Below are 13,895 nucleotides of genomic sequence, written 5' to 3'. Positions count from 1 at the left end.
TTCCGCTTTCGACCTTACGCAACCTCGCGCTCCGGCGAAGTTGCCTGCTCGCGGGCCATCGTGGTTGCGGTGACATAGTCGGTCTTGCCGGTGCCGAGCAGCGGCACCTTGTCGACCACCATGATCGTCGCGGGCACGGTGAGCTCGGACGCACCGATCGTCTTGGCCTGGGCCTGCATCGCGCTGCGCTCCGCGTTTTTCTGCGTCGTCAGCAGCACGATGCGCTCGCCCTTGCGCTGGTCCGGGATCGACACGGCGACCGATGTGGCCTGCGGCCACAGCGTCGCCGCGATGCTCTCGACCGCCGACAGCGAGACCATTTCGCCGGCAATCTTGGCAAAGCGCTTGGCGCGGCCCTTGATGGTGATGAAGCCGGCGGCGTCGATCGCCACGATGTCGCCGGTGTCGTGCCAACCCTCGGGAAGTCTTTCAAGCACGCCGGGATTTTCCGCCCTGAGGTAACCGAGCATCACGTTCGGCCCGCGCACCGAGAGGCGGCCACCTTCCTCGATGCCGGGGACCGGATCGAGGCGGCTCTCCATCAGCGGCGAGAGGCGGCCGACGGTGCCGGGGCGGTTGGCCATCGGCGTGTTCATCGCCAGCACCGGAGCCGTCTCGGTGACGCCGTAGCCTTCGAGGATGCGGATGCCGTAGCGCTCCATGAACACCTGCCGCGTGCGATCCTTGACCGCTTCGGCGCCGGCGATCACGAGGCGCAGGGTGCGGAAGTCGTAGGCATGCGCCGAACGGGCGTAGCCGGACAGGAACGTGTCGGTGCCGAACAGGATCGTGGCGCCGGTCTGATAGATCAGCTCGGGCACGATGCGGTAGTGCAGCGGCGAGGGATACATGTAGATCGGAATGCCCGCCAGAACAGGCATCATCATTCCGCCCGTGAGCCCGAACGAGTGGAACACCGGCAGTACGTTGAACACCTTGTCGTTGGCGTTGGCATCGACCCGCGCCAGTGCCTGCGCCGCGTTGGCGAGGATGTTGCGGTGGGACAGCACCACGCCCTTGGGCGTGCCTTCCGAGCCTGACGTGAACAGCACGACGGCCGGATCGTTCGCCTGACGCGACACGCGCGGTGCGGTGCCGTCGAGCAAGCCCTTGAGTTTGTCGGCCGTGCCGATCGAGGCCCTGATGTCCTCGAGATACACGACGCGGCATTCAGCCGAGATCGCGGCCATCAGCTTGTCGAGCTTGCCTTTCTCGATGAAGGATTTCGACGTCAACACGGTCCTGACCTGCGCAGCCTTCATGGCGGCAAGCACGTTCACGGGGCCGGCCGAGAAGTTGAGCATTGCGGGAACGCGGCCGATGCTCTGCAGCGCCATGAAGACAACGGCGACGCCCGCCGAGTTCGGCAGCAGCACGCCGACATTCTCGCCGGCCGATGTGCCGCTCTCGAGCTTGCGGCTCAAGACCTGCGCGCCGAGGATCAGCTTGCGGTAGGTCAGCCTGGTGCCGAGCGCGTCTTCGATGATGACCTTGCCGGTGTCGCGGTCGCGATAGGCGTGGCCGAGCGCTTCGAACAGCGTGTGGTCGAGCATGGTGTTCTTGACCATCGCGTCGATCATGACGTCCTGGAGTGCGGCGCCTGCGGCATTGCGGCGTGCCTTGCCTTTCAGCTGCTCATCGATCGGCAGCTTGACCGGCGGCAGGATCGTGACCGTCACGCGCGGGAACCACGAGCGCTTGATCTGACCGCTTTTGAGATAGCTGAGATGCGAGCGCTGCGCGCCTTCGATGCGGACGGGCACAACTATGGCGTCGGCCTTGTCAGCGATCATGGCCGTGCCGTCATAGACCTTCATCAGCGAGCCGGAGACGGTGATGCGTCCTTCCGGGAAGATCACGACAGGTTCACCGGCGGCGACGAGCTTGATCAGGTCGCGCGCGGCCAGCGGCTTGGTCGGGTCCATGGTGTAGTGCTTGACCACGCGCAGGAACGGCTTGGCCCACCACGCCTTGGAGATGCCGGTGTCCACCGCGAAGCTCGCGTCGATCGGCAGCACGGCGTGCAGCAGCGGGCCATCGATCAGGCTGACATGATTGGGCGCAATCAGCATGCGCGTACCAGGAGGCGGCAGGTTCTCGAGCCCGCGCACCTCGGTGCGGAACAGGGCGCGGAACAGCAGCGCGCCGAAGTCGCGCACGCCTTCCTTGCCCCATTTCGTCAGCACGAACCACACTGCGCCGAAGCTGGCGAGGCCGAGGCCGAGGAAGATCCAGCCGACATGAAGCCCTGCCGCCTGCAGCAGCGCGACGAACAGCGAACCCACCACCATGAAGGCGGCCTGTAGCACGTTGCCGGCCGCGATGATGCGGGCACGCTCGTTCGGCGCCGACCAGGCCTGCACGGCCGCGAAGGAAGGCACGACAAACAGGCCGCCGCCGAACGCGAAGGCGACGAAATCGAGGAGCATGCGCACGCCAGCGAAGGAGGTGGCGAAATCAAGCGCGCCAATGTCGTTGCCCTTCACCGTAACGCCGATGGCCCAGGCAAGGTCGATGCCGGCAAAGCCCATCATGATGGCGCCGATCGGCACCAGCGCCAGGTTCGGGCGAACGTGGCTGAGACTGGCGGCAAACAGCGAGCCGATGGCAATTCCGATCGCGAAGATCGCAAGGCACAGCGTCACCACGCCTTCGCTGCCACCGACGACGTCCTTGACCAGCGCCGGCAGCAGCGACAGCACGATGGCCCCGACCAGCCAGAACCAGGAGACGATCACGGTGCCGTCCCACAGCCGGTGGTCGGCATAGAGCGTCTTCAGCAGGCCGACCGTCGAGGTCCAGGGATTGGCATCGATCGGCAGATCAGGCGCGGAGGGCGTTGTTTGCGGAATGCGGGAGGCAAAGGCCCAGGACAGCAGCGCCAGCACGACCACGGCCGATGCGACCCAGCCCATGTGAGCGGAGCCGGCCACGAACTGGCCGCCGGCGACGGTGCCGAGCAGGATGGCCATGAAGGTCGCGCCTTCGACCAGCGCGTTGCCGGTTGCGAGTTCGCCGATCTCGAGCTGGTCCGGCAGCATGGCGTATTTCACCGGGCCGAACAGGGCGGCAATGACGCCGAACAGCCCGAGCGCGGTGAACAGCAGCGGCACCGAGTGCATGAAGAAGCCGGCGGCGGCAAAGCCGGCCGCGAAAATCTCGGCGAACTTCAAGCGTCTGGCGACGACCGATTTGACGTATTTGTCGGCGAGCTGGCCGCCGAGCCCGGACAGGATGAAATAGGGGAAGATGAAGACGGCGCCTGCCACCGTGACCAGCGCGTCGCCGTGGCCGGTCGCGGCGCTGTAAAGCAGGATGATGACGAGTGCGTTCTTGAGCACGTTGTCATTGAGCGCCGAGAAGAATTGCGCCCCGAACAGCGGCGCAAAGCGGCGTGACGACATCAATTCCCTGATCATGACGAGTCCTGTTTTGAAAAGGCAGCCTGAGGTTGTTGCGTTGCAGATCGAACGTCACGACCGGAAGAGTGTGAGAGGAGCGATTGCAGGCGCGTGTGGTCGCCGGCCTGCCGTGTCCCCTCGGTCCCTCCGATCCTGTTGGTCTCCAGTCTGTCTCGTTAGGTTCGCAAATATCCGGTCGCAGCAAGCGGTTTCGGGCGGAAATGCCGGGCTTACGGGCATATCGCCCCGGTCGATAAGAAAAAGCTGAATCGAAACGCTGACAGTTGCGCAATCGGCCGGCGATGTCCGGACATAGTAAGTCCTTTGTTGCGGCCGGCGTTCGCATTCGAAGGGATCCACGCGCAACATCAGTTTGTCCTCAGGTGAGGTGAGCCAGATGGCGGAAAGGATTGAGGCGACCGAGCAGGCTGATGCGGCGGCTCTCCAAGCGGGCACGTGCGCGGCTTGCCCGCCACATCCGGAAGGTCGCGCGGCGCTCAGTGAGCACACCGGCGATGTCGCAGGCGTTCGCGATCCGGTCGATCGGCGCCATCGCCAGCCGCAGGACCGTGCGGCCAAAGCCGCCCAGGATGGCCCAAGCGTCATCGACGAAGGTGGAAGCGATATCAACAGCGAGGGTTTGCATTTTCCGAGTCTCCGGGTTAGTTTGAACAATGTTCAAATGAGTAGCGCGAAAATGAACAATGTTCAAGAAGAATCACTGCGGGACCAGAAAAAATTTCGGAGGCGGCTCCAGATCCTGGAGATCGCCCGTGGCATCATCGCGACTAAGGGATTGAGATCGTTGAAAGTTCGGGACGTCGCCGAGGCCGCCGGCTGCTCGGTCGGCAGCGTCTATAACGAGTTCGGAGACTTCGACGGGGTGATCCTGACCGTCAACCGTGAGACGGTTCAGGCGCTAACGGCGCGCTTAAGCGGGGTTCCGGCTGAGGATCCCGTTCGCCAGCTCTATGGGCTCGCCGAGACCTATCTCGATTTCTTCGCCGAGCACGCCAATCTGCTGCGCTCGCTGTTCGAGCATCGGATGGAGGACGATCGCCCTTATCCCGATGACATCCTCCAGATGGTGATGGATGCCTTCGCGCTGATGCATCCGCCCCTGGTGCGCGCGCTGCCTGATGCGGATGACGTGCAGATCGCGCTGTTGTCGCGGACGCTGTTTTCCGCGGTCCACGGCATCATCTCGCTGGGCCTCGAAGAGCGGATGGTCGCGGTGCCGCCGCAGATGCTGCGTCAGCAGGTCACGCAGTTCCTGGACGCGCATCTCGTCGGTCTCGGGGTCTTGCCGGCGCGGTGACGCCGCGGGCGCGGTTGCCGCTTTAGACCAGCACCGGCTGACGCACGCGCCCGGCATCGCCGAACACGCGCAAATAGCGCTCGATCTCGGAGGGCATGCCGGTCGCCTTTTCCGGATTGTCGGAGAGCTTGACGGCGGGATGTCCGTCGACCGACGACACCTTGCAGACCAGCGAGATCGGATCGAGATTGAAGCTGCCGTCCGGCGCGCAGCCGACGAAGTCGTTGGTGAGGTTGGTGCCCCAGCCGAAGGAGAGTCGCACGCGGCCGGCAAAGTGGTGATAGGTCTCCTCGATCGAGCCGACGTCCATGGCGTCCGAGAAGACCAGCAGCTTCTCCCTGGGGTTGCGTCCCTTCTTCTGCCACCACGCGATGATCTCTTCGCCGGCCTGGATCGGCGGCGCGCTGTCGGGGCGGAAGCCGGTCCAGTCGGCCACCCATTCCGGGGCATCGCGCAGGAAGGCTTTGGTGCCGAAGGCGTCCGGCAGCGCGATCAAGAGATTGCCGCCATAGGTCTGGCGCCACTGGTCGAGGATGCGATAGGGCGCCCAGCGCAATTCCTCGTCATCCCTGGCGAGCGCGGCCGCGACCATCGGCAGCTCGTGCGCATTGGTGCCGATCGCTTCGAGATCGTTGTCCATCGCCAGCAGCACGTTGGAGGTGCCGATGAAGGACGAACCCAGCCCTTCCTTCACCGCTTCCACGCACCAGCGCTGCCACAGGAAGCCGTGACGGCGACGGGTCCCGAAGTCAGACAGCCGCAGGTTCTCCAGCCCTCGCAGCCGCTCGACCTTGGTCCACAGCTTGGCCTTGGCGCGGGCATAGAGCACGTCGAGCTCGAACCGGCCGCGTCCCTTCATCGCGGCGCGGGAGCGCAATTCGTTGAGAATGGCGAGTGCCGGAATTTCCCACATTGAGGTGTGGGTCCATGGGCCGTGGAAATGCAGCTCGTACTGGCCGTCGACCTTGCGCAGCTCGTATTCGGGAAGGCGGAATTCGGCGAGCCAGCGGATGAAGTCCGCCGAGAACATGTGGGTCTTGCCGTAGAAGGTGTTGCCGGCGAGCCAGATCAGCTCCTTCTTGCTGAAGCGGATGGTGCGGGCGTGGTCGAGCTGGGCGCGCAGCTCGCCCTCGTCGATGATCTCGGCAAGGCGCACATGGCGCGAGCGATTGATGACGGAGAACGTCACCTGTTGATCCGGGTACGCTTCCCGAATCATTTGCAGCATCAATAGCTTATAGAAGTCCGTATCAAGCAGGCTGCGGATGATGGGATCCAGCCGCCAGCTGTGATTGTAGGTTCGGCTCGCAATGTCGGTCACTGTCATGGAACGAATTCTAGCGTGGCCGACCGCGCGCAACCAGTGGGTTTGGCGATGGGCTGGCCATCCCCTGCGGCAGCCGATCCGTTCAGGCGCCAGCCGTCGCCGCCACGCATTCCAGCTGTGTCCGGATCCAGCGATGCGCCGGGTCCTTCTGGTAACGCTGATGCCAGACCATGAACATCGGCAGCTCGGCCAGCGTGCGGGTGCGCGACGCGAGCGGAATCCGCGCATGCGCGAAGCCAACCATCACGCTGGAGGCCAGCAGGCTCGGCATGCTCGCCAGCATCTGCGTTCCGCGCAGGAATGATGGTACGCCGGAGAAGCTCGGCACGGAGATGGCGATGTCGCGGTGGAAGCCGTTCGCGGCGAGCCGGCGGTCGAAGTCGAGCCGCTCGTTATCAGTGTAGACCACCGTGACGTGGCGCGCGGCGAGATAAGCGCCGCGACCGGAGGGAGCCGCCCGCGTCCCGGGATCGTAGTAACAGACGTAATGATCGCTCAGCAGACGCTTCTGCACGATGTCGATGCCGGATGGCGGCAGCGGCGTGATCAGGAGGTCGCAGCGATTTTCGCGCAGCATGGCGGGCGAGGGCGATTGTGACGGGATCACGCGCAGGTCCAGGTTCTTCACCTGCGCCGCGACATGTCCGAAGAAGCGGGGCAGCAGCAGGTCGCGCTGGAAGTCGTTGGCCGCGATCGTCAGCGAGAGCTTTGCGCTCGCCGGCTCGAAAGAGACGCCGCCGGCAAAGCTGCGCATCTCGTCGATCAGTGCGCGTGCCTTTGCGGCCAGCGCCTGGGCGTGGGCGGTCGCGACAATGCCGCGGCCGGACTTTGCAAACAGCGGATCGCCGACAATCCGTCGCAGCTTGTTGAGGGCATGGCTGACGGCCGATTGCGTCAGGCCGAGACGTGTCGCGGCCGATGTCACCGAGCCTTCCTCCAGCACCGCGAGGAACAGTTCGAGGGCGTGGCCGTCGAGGGCCAAATGATCGATTTTCTTCATGTAATGCATTATAATCGATCTGTTTATTTGTGGAATAGCTGCGCGCATGATCTCGCCAACACGCCGCGCCCGGACCGGTCGCGGCCACAGGGAGAGACAACGCCGATGAATGCCCAGGCGCCAGCCTTCAGCGATCCCCGCCTCAACCGCCCTGAACCGTTCAGCCCGCGCGACGGCGGCTTATTCCAGCGCGACCGCGCCATCCATCCGCCGGCCTACGCACCCGGCTACAAGTCCTCGGTGCTGCGTTCGCCGCGCCAGGCGCTGTTGTCGCTGGAGAACTCGATCTCGGAGATCACGGGGCCGGTGTTCGGCCACAATGATCTCGGCCCGCTCGACAATGATCTGATCCGCAACTACGCCAAGGACGGCGATCCCGTCGGCGAGCGCATCATCGTCCATGGCCGCGTGCTGGACGAGACCGGCCGCGGCGTGCCGAAGACGCTGGTCGAGTTCTGGCAGGCCAATGCCGGCGGCCGTTACCGGCACAAGAAGGATACCTATCTGGCGCCGATCGATCCCAATTTCGGCGGCTGCGGCCGGGCGCTCACAGACGACACCGGCTATTACTATTTCCGCACCGTGAAGCCGGGCCCCTATCCCTGGCGCAACTTCGTCAACAGCTGGCGTCCCGCCCACATCCACTTCTCGGTGTTCGGCTCGGGCTTCGCGCAGCGGCTGATCACGCAGATGTACTTCGAGGGCGATCCGCTGATCCCGATCTGCCCGATCCTGACGACGATCCCGGACAAGGACGCGCTCGACCGTCTTGTCGCGCCGCTCGATCTCAACGCCTCGACGCCGTTCGACTCGCTCGCCTACCGCTTCGACATCGTGCTGCGCGGCCAGCGCTCCACCCATTTCGAGAACCGCCCGGAGGGGAACTGAGCCATGCCGCAGCCGCTCGACTATCTCAAGGAAACCGCGTCGCAAACGGCCGGTCCCTACGTCCATATCGGCCTGATCCCGGCCATGGCCGGCTTCGACATCTTCGAGAAGAATTTTTCCAACGTGCTGGTGACGTCGAACACGGCAGGCGAGCGCATCACGCTGGAAGGCAAGGTGCTCGATGGCAGCGGCACGCCGCTGCGTGACGTGCTGCTCGAGATCTGGCAGGCCAACGCGGCCGGCCGCTACAACCATCCGGCCGATCGCTCGGCCGGCGTGCTGGACGAAGAGTTTCGCGGCTGGGGCCGCGCCGGCTCCGATTTCGAGAGTGGGCTGGTGACGTTCGAGACCATCAAGCCCGGCGCGATCGTCGACAAGGCAGGGCGCAAATGCGCGCCTCACGTCAATGTCTGGATCGTCGCACGCGGCATCAACATCGGCCTCAACACGCGGCTTTATTTCTCGGACGAGGAGGCCGCCAACGCCGCCGATCCCGTGCTCAATCTGATCGAGCAGCAAGTGCGCCGCAAGACGCTGATCGCCACCCGCAGCGAGCGGGCCGGCAAGGTGGTGTATTCCTTCACCATCAATTTGCAGGGGCCTGAAGAGACCGTGTTCTTCGATGTGTGATGCAACTGCTTGACGGAAGTTCGGCCTCATCGATGAATGAGGCCGAACACGTCTTGGCGGTGCCGGGCAAGAGCATTCACCCGGCCGGATTGCGCGCGTATCGGATCGCCTCGGTGAGCACGGCCCGGTCGCCGATGTGATTGGCGAGCAGCAAGATGAGGCGCGCATTCATGCGCAGGGCCTGCTCCTCGTCGAGATCCCGCTGGCTGTCGATCAGCTCGGCGTAGAAGCCGTCGGGATCGACGATTCCAGGTGCAAGATTGAGCGTCATGCCGCGAGTTCCCTCTGGTGGGCCGCGGGGCGGCCGGTGGCTCTCGAGACTGCGTCGGCGATCTCGGCTTCGTCGAATTCCCTCCAGCGCGCAGCGACATACTGGTCGGGCCGGAACAGGTAGGTGGTGCCCGGCGAGGCGCCGTAGCGGGCGGCAAGAAGGCCCCGCGCGTCCTCGATGTCGCGCCCGACACAGATGATCCGCGCTTCGAGCTGTCCGGCCGTCAGCTTCGTCTTGCTGGTCGGATTGCCGAAGGTCACAACGGTAAAGCCGTCACCGAGACAGTTGAGGAACCAGCCAGGCTTGCCGCCGATCGTGACGGGAGCATCCGCGGCGTTGGTGCCCGGCCGCATGTCGCCGACAAGCGCGCCGTCGTCCGGCGTGTTCAGCGGCGAGCCGACGTAAGGCGTCGGGACAGACAGCCGGCCGCTGTTGACCAGCGGGCGCGCGAAATCGTGGTGCTGCGCCAGCTCCAGTGCGGCGTCACGGAAATAGCGGCTGACTTTCGTCTTCGGCGTGATGAAATCCGTGGCGCGCGTCGAATTCAGGAGATTGTCGTCGGCGGCATAGGCGCGCTCGGTGTGATAAGTGTCGAGCAGCGCCTCGCCCGCCTCGCCGCGCAGCACCAGCGCGAGCTTCCAGGCCAGATTGTCGATATCCTGCACGCCCGTGTTGGCGCCGCGCGCACCGAATGGCGAGACCTGATGCGCCGCGTCGCCGGCGAACAGCACGCGACCATATCGGAAATTGTCGATGCGCCGGCATGCGAATTGATAGATCGAGACCCATTCGAGACTGAAATCAGCCTTGTCGCCCAGCATCGCCTTGATGCGGGGGATCACCCGTTCCGGCTTTTTCTCTTCATCAGGATCGGCGTTCCAGCCGAGCTGAAAGTCGATACGCCAGATGTTGTCGGATTGCCGGTGCAAGAGCACCGACTGGCCAGGATGAAAGGGCGGGTCGAACCAGAACCAGCGCTCGGTTGGAAAATCCGCATTCATGACCACGTCGGCAATCAGGAAGCGATCCTGGAAATACTGCCCCTTGAACTCGGCCCCGACCATTCGCCGCGTGTCGGAGTTGGCACCATCGCAAGCGATCACCCACTCGGCTTCCATGGTGAAGATTCCGTCGGGTGTCTCGACGGCGAGCTCGGCATGGTCCGGTGTCTGTTTCAGGCTGATCAGCCGATGCTTCCAGCGAAGGTCGATCAGCGGATTGTCCCGGCACTTCGCGACCAGGATTTCCTCCAGATGATATTGCTGAAGGTTGATCATGGCGGGCCATTGGTGGCCTGTTTCGGGCAGGAGGTCGAACTGATAGGAGAGCTGATCGCGGAAGAAAACCTTGCCCACGTTCCAGCTCACGCCGCGTGCGACCATGGGAGCCGCGCAGTGCAGTCGGTCCCAAATCTCGAGCGGACGCTTGGCGTAGCAGACGGCCCGCGAGCCGATGCTGACAGTGTCGTTGTCGTCGAGGACGATCACGGGCTGGCCGCGCGCCGCAAGGTCGAGCGCTGCCGTCAGGCCGATCGGGCCTGCGCCAATGACCACGATCGGGTGCCGACGCACGATACCCGCGGCCTGCTCGGCGGACCGCACATAGTCGAACCGGGGATAGACGTAATTCGTCATGATTGGCTTTCCTGGCTGCGGGGCAGCGTGGCTATTCTGCGCCCGCGAATTCTTTCTCGTGAAGCCAGGCGGTGTGGCGCGGCGGCCGCTTGGTGCGCGCCCATTCGTCGACCATTTCATGGGCGACCGATTTCATGCGGCTCAGCTGCTCCGGCGTCGCCGTCCAGGCGGCGATCTCCAGGCGATGGCCGCTCGGGTCGCGGAAATAGATCGACTTGAAGATGGTGTGGTCGGTGACGCCGACGACGTCGAGGCCCGCGGCCTCGGCGCGCGCCTTGGCTTCCTCGAGCTCGCCGAGATCCTTGACCTGGAAGGCGATGTGCTGCGTCCAGTCCGGCGTGTTGGGATCACGCCCCATCGGGGGCGAGTTCGGCAATTCGAAGAAGGCCAGGATGTTGCCGTTCCCCGCATCGAGGAAGATGTGCATGTAGGGGTCGGGCGCCTTCGTGGAAGGCACCTTGTCTTCGGCGATGGCGCCGAGAAGGTCCATGTTCATGACCTTCTTGTAGAACTCGACGGTCGCCTTGGCATCGACACAGCGATAGGCGACGTGATGGATCTTCTCGATCTTCATGGCGGTTCGCTCCCTGAGATTGGACTTGTTGAATTAGTATCATCTGTTACGATTAGCAGTAATTGATCTGGATCAAATGGCAAGGACGAATCTTGCGGACATGGGACGGGCAGCATGACAGGACGTTTCAAGGACGCGCAGACGAGAGCGAAGGCCGCAACGCCGGACGGGGTGACGCTCGATCTCCAGCAGTATTTTCCTTATCGCCTGGCGCGGCTGGCCGAGCAGGTGTCGGTTGCGGTCGCCGAGGTGTATCTGGAGCGCTTTGCCCTGTCGCGGCAGGAATGGCGCGTGCTCGCCATCCTCGGCGCGAGGTCCGCGATCGCCACCAAGGAAGTCGGGCCCCTGACGACGCTGGACAAGATGCAGGTCAGCCGTGCCATGAAGGGACTGGAAGAGCGCGGCATCGTCCGGCGGACTCATGCGTCCGATGATCGCCGGGAGCTGATCGTCGCACTGACGGAGGCCGGGCGCGCGCTCTACCGAAAGATCGCGCCGCTCGCCCTGGAGCGGGAAGCGAAGCTTCTCGCTCTCTTGACGCCCGAAGAGATCACTGTCCTCGATCGTGTCATGCGAAAGCTGTCGGATGAGCTCGCCTGACGGTTAGCCCTACCCGTCACCATGGAGCTGCGCCCGGAACGCGCGCGGCGACAGGCCCGTGGCCGCGGCGTAGACACGGCTGAAATAGGCGGGGTCCTCGAAGCCGAGCGCATAGGCGATGGTCGAGACCGGCAGGTTGGTATAGACGAGGTTGCGCCGCGCCTCGCGGATCAGCCGGTTGAGGATCAGATGCGAGGCGGTGTCGCCGGTGGCCGCGCGTGTGACGCGGTTGAGGTGGGTCGGCGTGATCGCCAGCGCGTCGGCGTAGTCGGCGACGCTCCAGCGTGCCAGATGATGCTGCTCGAGCAGAGCTTCGAAGCGGCGGAACAGATTTGACTCGGAACTGCCGCCAGCGCCGCTCTGGCTCGCGAGCGCGCGTGCGACGAGGCCGATGATGGCTGCCGACAACGAACGCAGCACGTGCGCACGGCCGAAATCGCGAGCGGCGTGCTCGGCAAAGATCTGCTTCATGACGGCGCGGATTTGCGGCGTGCCACGCACCACGGCCGAGCGCGACAGCACGCCGCGCAGGCCCTCGGCGGCGAGCAGCGCCTCGTCGAGAATTTCCGCGGCGATCGTCAGCACCCAACCTTCGGTTCCGGGCACGAAGCTGAAGCCGTGGACATCGCCAACCGGCACGTTGACGATCTGCATCGGCTTGAGCGGCACCACGCGCCCGTCGAGCGTCGCTTCGCCGCCGCCGCGCTCGATCAGCAGCACCTGGTGCAGCCGGGCGTGGCGGTGCACGGCGAGGGTCCAGTCGTGCAGCACCGAGCGCGATGCAATCGTCTCGCAATGCACCACGTCGGGCAGGTCGCCGGCTTCGCCGAACAGATTGTAGACCCGGATCGTCGGGGCGGCAGCTGCGGTTCTCATGTTCGAATAGTACAAGACAATGGCGAAACCCTCCATCGGTCCGGGCTACGAAATCTGCAAAAAAGTGCCGACGGGAGGACGGAAAAATGAAAGTTCAGGTCTGCATCATCGGCGGTGGACCGTCCGGGCTGCTGCTGTCCCAGCTCCTGCACCTCAAGGGCATCGACACCGTCGTGCTGGAGAAATACAGCCGCGAGCACGTGCTGGCCCGCATCCGCGCCGGCGTGCTGGAACATGGCTTCGCGCGGCTGATGCGCGAGGCGCAATGCGGCGAGCGGATGGACCGCGAGGGCGAGATCCACAACGGCTTCGAGATCGCCCATGACGGCGTGCTCTCCCATATCGACCTGCACAAGCATTCCGGCGGCAATTCGGTGCTGGTCTATGGCCAGACCGAGGTGACGCGCGATCTCTACGAGGCGCGCGACCGTCTTGGCGGCAAGGTGATTCACAATGCCGACGACGTGACGCCGCATGACCTGACCTCGGATCGGCCCTACGTGACGTATCGCGCGGACGGCGAGGTCGTGCGTGTCGATTGCGATTACATCGTCGGCGCCGACGGCTTTCACGGTGTCAGTCGCAAGTCGATCCCGAAAGACGTGCTGCGCGAATACGAGAAGGTCTATCCGTTCGGCTGGTTGGGGGTGCTGTCGCGTACCAAGCCGGTGTCGCCGGAGCTGATCTATGTGAAGCACGAACGCGGCTTCGCACTGTGCTCGCTGCGCTCACAGGTGCTGAGCCGCTACTATGTCCAGGTGCCGCTCACCGACAAGGTCGAGGACTGGTCGGACGACGCGTTTTGGGCCGAGTTGAAGCGACGTTTGCCCGACGATGTCGCGGCGCGCCTGATCACGGGGCCTTCGATCGAGAAGAGCATTGCGCCCTTGCGCAGCTTCGTTGCCGAGCCGATGAGCTATGGTCGCCTGTTCCTCGCCGGCGATGCCGCCCACATCGTGCCGCCGACCGGCGCGCGCGGGCTGAACAGTGCGGCTTCCGACATCTATTATCTCTACCACGCGATGCTCGCGCACTATCAGGATGGTGATGATTCCGGGCTGAAAGGATATTCGGCCAAGGCTCTGGCGCGGATCTGGAAGGCGCAGCGCTTCTCATGGTGGATGACGATGATGCTGCATCGTTTCCCCGATCGTTCGGAGTATGAAGACCGGCTTCAGCAGACGGAGCTGGACTATCTGCTGTCGTCCGAGACGGCGCAGCGGCTGCTCGCGGAGAATTATGTGGGGCTGCCGTTCTAAAGCGCGATGAGATTTGGATGAATCGTCATCGCGCTTAGATTGTTGTTTGCGCATGATCTTTCCGGAAAACCGCTTCGCACTTTTCCGGATCATGCTTTAGGCCGGTTGCCCATAAAC

Annotated in this window: 12 protein-coding genes; 5 read left to right on the top strand and 7 right to left on the bottom strand. The window is 64.2% G+C overall.

The window, feature by feature from the left end; all coding sequences use genetic code 11:
* Nucleotides 1–14: 14 nt before the first annotated feature.
* Nucleotides 15–3,419, bottom strand: coding sequence for an acyl-[ACP]--phospholipid O-acyltransferase (locus tag JQ621_RS22980; protein ID WP_212236956.1), 3,405 nt, complete (start codon nucleotides 3,417–3,419; stop codon nucleotides 15–17).
* 679 nt (nucleotides 3,420–4,098) lie between these two features.
* Between JQ621_RS22980 and JQ621_RS22975 the strand changes: the two genes are divergently transcribed.
* Nucleotides 4,099–4,719 carry a TetR/AcrR family transcriptional regulator gene (locus JQ621_RS22975; protein WP_212237194.1) on the top strand — a complete coding sequence of 207 codons (621 nt, stop codon included), beginning with the start codon at nucleotides 4,099–4,101 and terminating at the stop codon, nucleotides 4,717–4,719.
* Between the two features lie 22 nt (nucleotides 4,720–4,741).
* Here the strand turns inward: JQ621_RS22975 and pncB are convergent, their stop codons facing one another.
* Both pncB and JQ621_RS22965 read right to left on the bottom strand, forming a co-directional pair.
* Nucleotides 4,742–6,046, bottom strand: a complete 1,305-nt coding sequence (gene pncB, locus JQ621_RS22970; RefSeq protein ID WP_212236955.1) for a nicotinate phosphoribosyltransferase — start codon at nucleotides 6,044–6,046, stop codon at nucleotides 4,742–4,744.
* Nucleotides 6,047–6,128: 82 nt separating this feature from the next.
* Nucleotides 6,129–7,055 carry a LysR family transcriptional regulator gene (locus JQ621_RS22965; protein WP_212236954.1) on the bottom strand — a complete coding sequence of 309 codons (927 nt, stop codon included), beginning with the start codon at nucleotides 7,053–7,055 and terminating at the stop codon, nucleotides 6,129–6,131.
* 96 nt (nucleotides 7,056–7,151) lie between these two features.
* On the opposite strand from JQ621_RS22965, the gene pcaH reads away from it, so the two are divergent.
* Both pcaH and pcaG read left to right on the top strand, forming a co-directional pair.
* A complete protein-coding gene (gene pcaH, locus JQ621_RS22960) occupies nucleotides 7,152–7,934 on the top strand; it encodes a protocatechuate 3,4-dioxygenase subunit beta (protein ID WP_212236953.1) in 783 nt (260 codons plus the stop codon).
* Between the two features lie 3 nt (nucleotides 7,935–7,937).
* Nucleotides 7,938–8,564: a protocatechuate 3,4-dioxygenase subunit alpha gene (gene pcaG / locus JQ621_RS22955; RefSeq protein WP_212236952.1), complete on the top strand. Its 627-nt coding sequence runs from the start codon at nucleotides 7,938–7,940 to the stop codon at nucleotides 8,562–8,564.
* Nucleotides 8,565–8,640: 76 nt separating this feature from the next.
* Here the strand turns inward: pcaG and JQ621_RS22950 are convergent, their stop codons facing one another.
* From JQ621_RS22950 to JQ621_RS22940, 3 genes are read right to left on the bottom strand one after another with little or no spacing between them, the layout of a single operon-like run.
* Nucleotides 8,641–8,835 (bottom strand): DUF2783 domain-containing protein, encoded by a 195-nt coding sequence (locus tag JQ621_RS22950; protein ID WP_212236951.1) that lies wholly within the window; start codon nucleotides 8,833–8,835, stop codon nucleotides 8,641–8,643.
* Nucleotides 8,832–10,469 carry an FAD-dependent oxidoreductase gene (locus tag JQ621_RS22945; RefSeq protein ID WP_212236950.1) on the bottom strand — a complete coding sequence of 546 codons (1,638 nt, stop codon included), beginning with the start codon at nucleotides 10,467–10,469 and terminating at the stop codon, nucleotides 8,832–8,834. The genes JQ621_RS22950 and JQ621_RS22945 overlap by 4 nt, the downstream gene beginning before the upstream one ends.
* Nucleotides 10,470–10,500: 31 nt before the next feature.
* Nucleotides 10,501–11,043, bottom strand: coding sequence for a VOC family protein (locus JQ621_RS22940; protein ID WP_212236949.1), 543 nt, complete (start codon nucleotides 11,041–11,043; stop codon nucleotides 10,501–10,503).
* Between the two features lie 114 nt (nucleotides 11,044–11,157).
* Here JQ621_RS22940 and JQ621_RS22935 point away from each other — a divergent pair, with 114 nt between their 5' ends.
* Complete coding sequence (locus JQ621_RS22935; protein ID WP_212236948.1) at nucleotides 11,158–11,643, top strand: MarR family winged helix-turn-helix transcriptional regulator; 486 nt, start codon at nucleotides 11,158–11,160, stop codon at nucleotides 11,641–11,643.
* Between the two features lie 9 nt (nucleotides 11,644–11,652).
* Here the strand turns inward: JQ621_RS22935 and JQ621_RS22930 are convergent, their stop codons facing one another.
* A complete protein-coding gene (locus JQ621_RS22930; protein WP_212236947.1) occupies nucleotides 11,653–12,555 on the bottom strand; it encodes a helix-turn-helix domain-containing protein in 903 nt (300 codons plus the stop codon).
* Nucleotides 12,556–12,605: 50 nt separating this feature from the next.
* Here JQ621_RS22930 and pobA point away from each other — a divergent pair, with 50 nt between their 5' ends.
* On the top strand, nucleotides 12,606–13,778 hold the full coding sequence (gene pobA / locus JQ621_RS22925) for a 4-hydroxybenzoate 3-monooxygenase (RefSeq protein WP_212236946.1): 1,173 nt from the start codon (nucleotides 12,606–12,608) through the stop codon (nucleotides 13,776–13,778).
* The last annotated feature ends 117 nt before the right edge of the window (nucleotides 13,779–13,895 follow it).

It is taken from the genome of Bradyrhizobium manausense (assembly GCF_018129685.1).
In the GTDB taxonomy this organism is placed as follows: Bacteria; Pseudomonadota; Alphaproteobacteria; order Rhizobiales; family Xanthobacteraceae; genus Bradyrhizobium; species Bradyrhizobium manausense_D.
Note: the sequence above shows the minus strand (reverse complement) of the source record. Positions and strands in the feature narration are given on the sequence as shown.

Excerpts from the sequence above, each read along its gene's own strand:
- pcaH (WP_212236953.1), top strand. The coding sequence starts at position 7,152 with ATGAATGCCCAGGCGCCAGCCTTCAGCGATCCCCGCCTCAACCGCCCT.
- pcaG (WP_212236952.1), top strand. The coding sequence starts at position 7,938 with ATGCCGCAGCCGCTCGACTATCTCAAGGAAACCGCGTCGCAAACGGCC.
- pncB (WP_212236955.1), bottom strand. The coding sequence starts at position 6,046 with ATGACAGTGACCGACATTGCGAGCCGAACCTACAATCACAGCTGGCGG.
- JQ621_RS22950 (WP_212236951.1), bottom strand. The coding sequence starts at position 8,835 with ATGACGCTCAATCTTGCACCTGGAATCGTCGATCCCGACGGCTTCTAC.
- JQ621_RS22940 (WP_212236949.1), bottom strand. The coding sequence starts at position 11,043 with ATGAAGATCGAGAAGATCCATCACGTCGCCTATCGCTGTGTCGATGCC.
- JQ621_RS22930 (WP_212236947.1), bottom strand. The coding sequence starts at position 12,555 with ATGGAGGGTTTCGCCATTGTCTTGTACTATTCGAACATGAGAACCGCA.
- JQ621_RS22975 (WP_212237194.1), top strand. The coding sequence starts at position 4,099 with ATGAACAATGTTCAAGAAGAATCACTGCGGGACCAGAAAAAATTTCGG.
- pobA (WP_212236946.1), top strand. The coding sequence starts at position 12,606 with ATGAAAGTTCAGGTCTGCATCATCGGCGGTGGACCGTCCGGGCTGCTG.
- JQ621_RS22965 (WP_212236954.1), bottom strand. The coding sequence starts at position 7,055 with ATGCATTACATGAAGAAAATCGATCATTTGGCCCTCGACGGCCACGCC.
- JQ621_RS22945 (WP_212236950.1), bottom strand. The coding sequence starts at position 10,469 with ATGACGAATTACGTCTATCCCCGGTTCGACTATGTGCGGTCCGCCGAG.
- JQ621_RS22935 (WP_212236948.1), top strand. The coding sequence starts at position 11,158 with ATGACAGGACGTTTCAAGGACGCGCAGACGAGAGCGAAGGCCGCAACG.
- JQ621_RS22980 (WP_212236956.1), bottom strand. The coding sequence starts at position 3,419 with ATGATCAGGGAATTGATGTCGTCACGCCGCTTTGCGCCGCTGTTCGGG.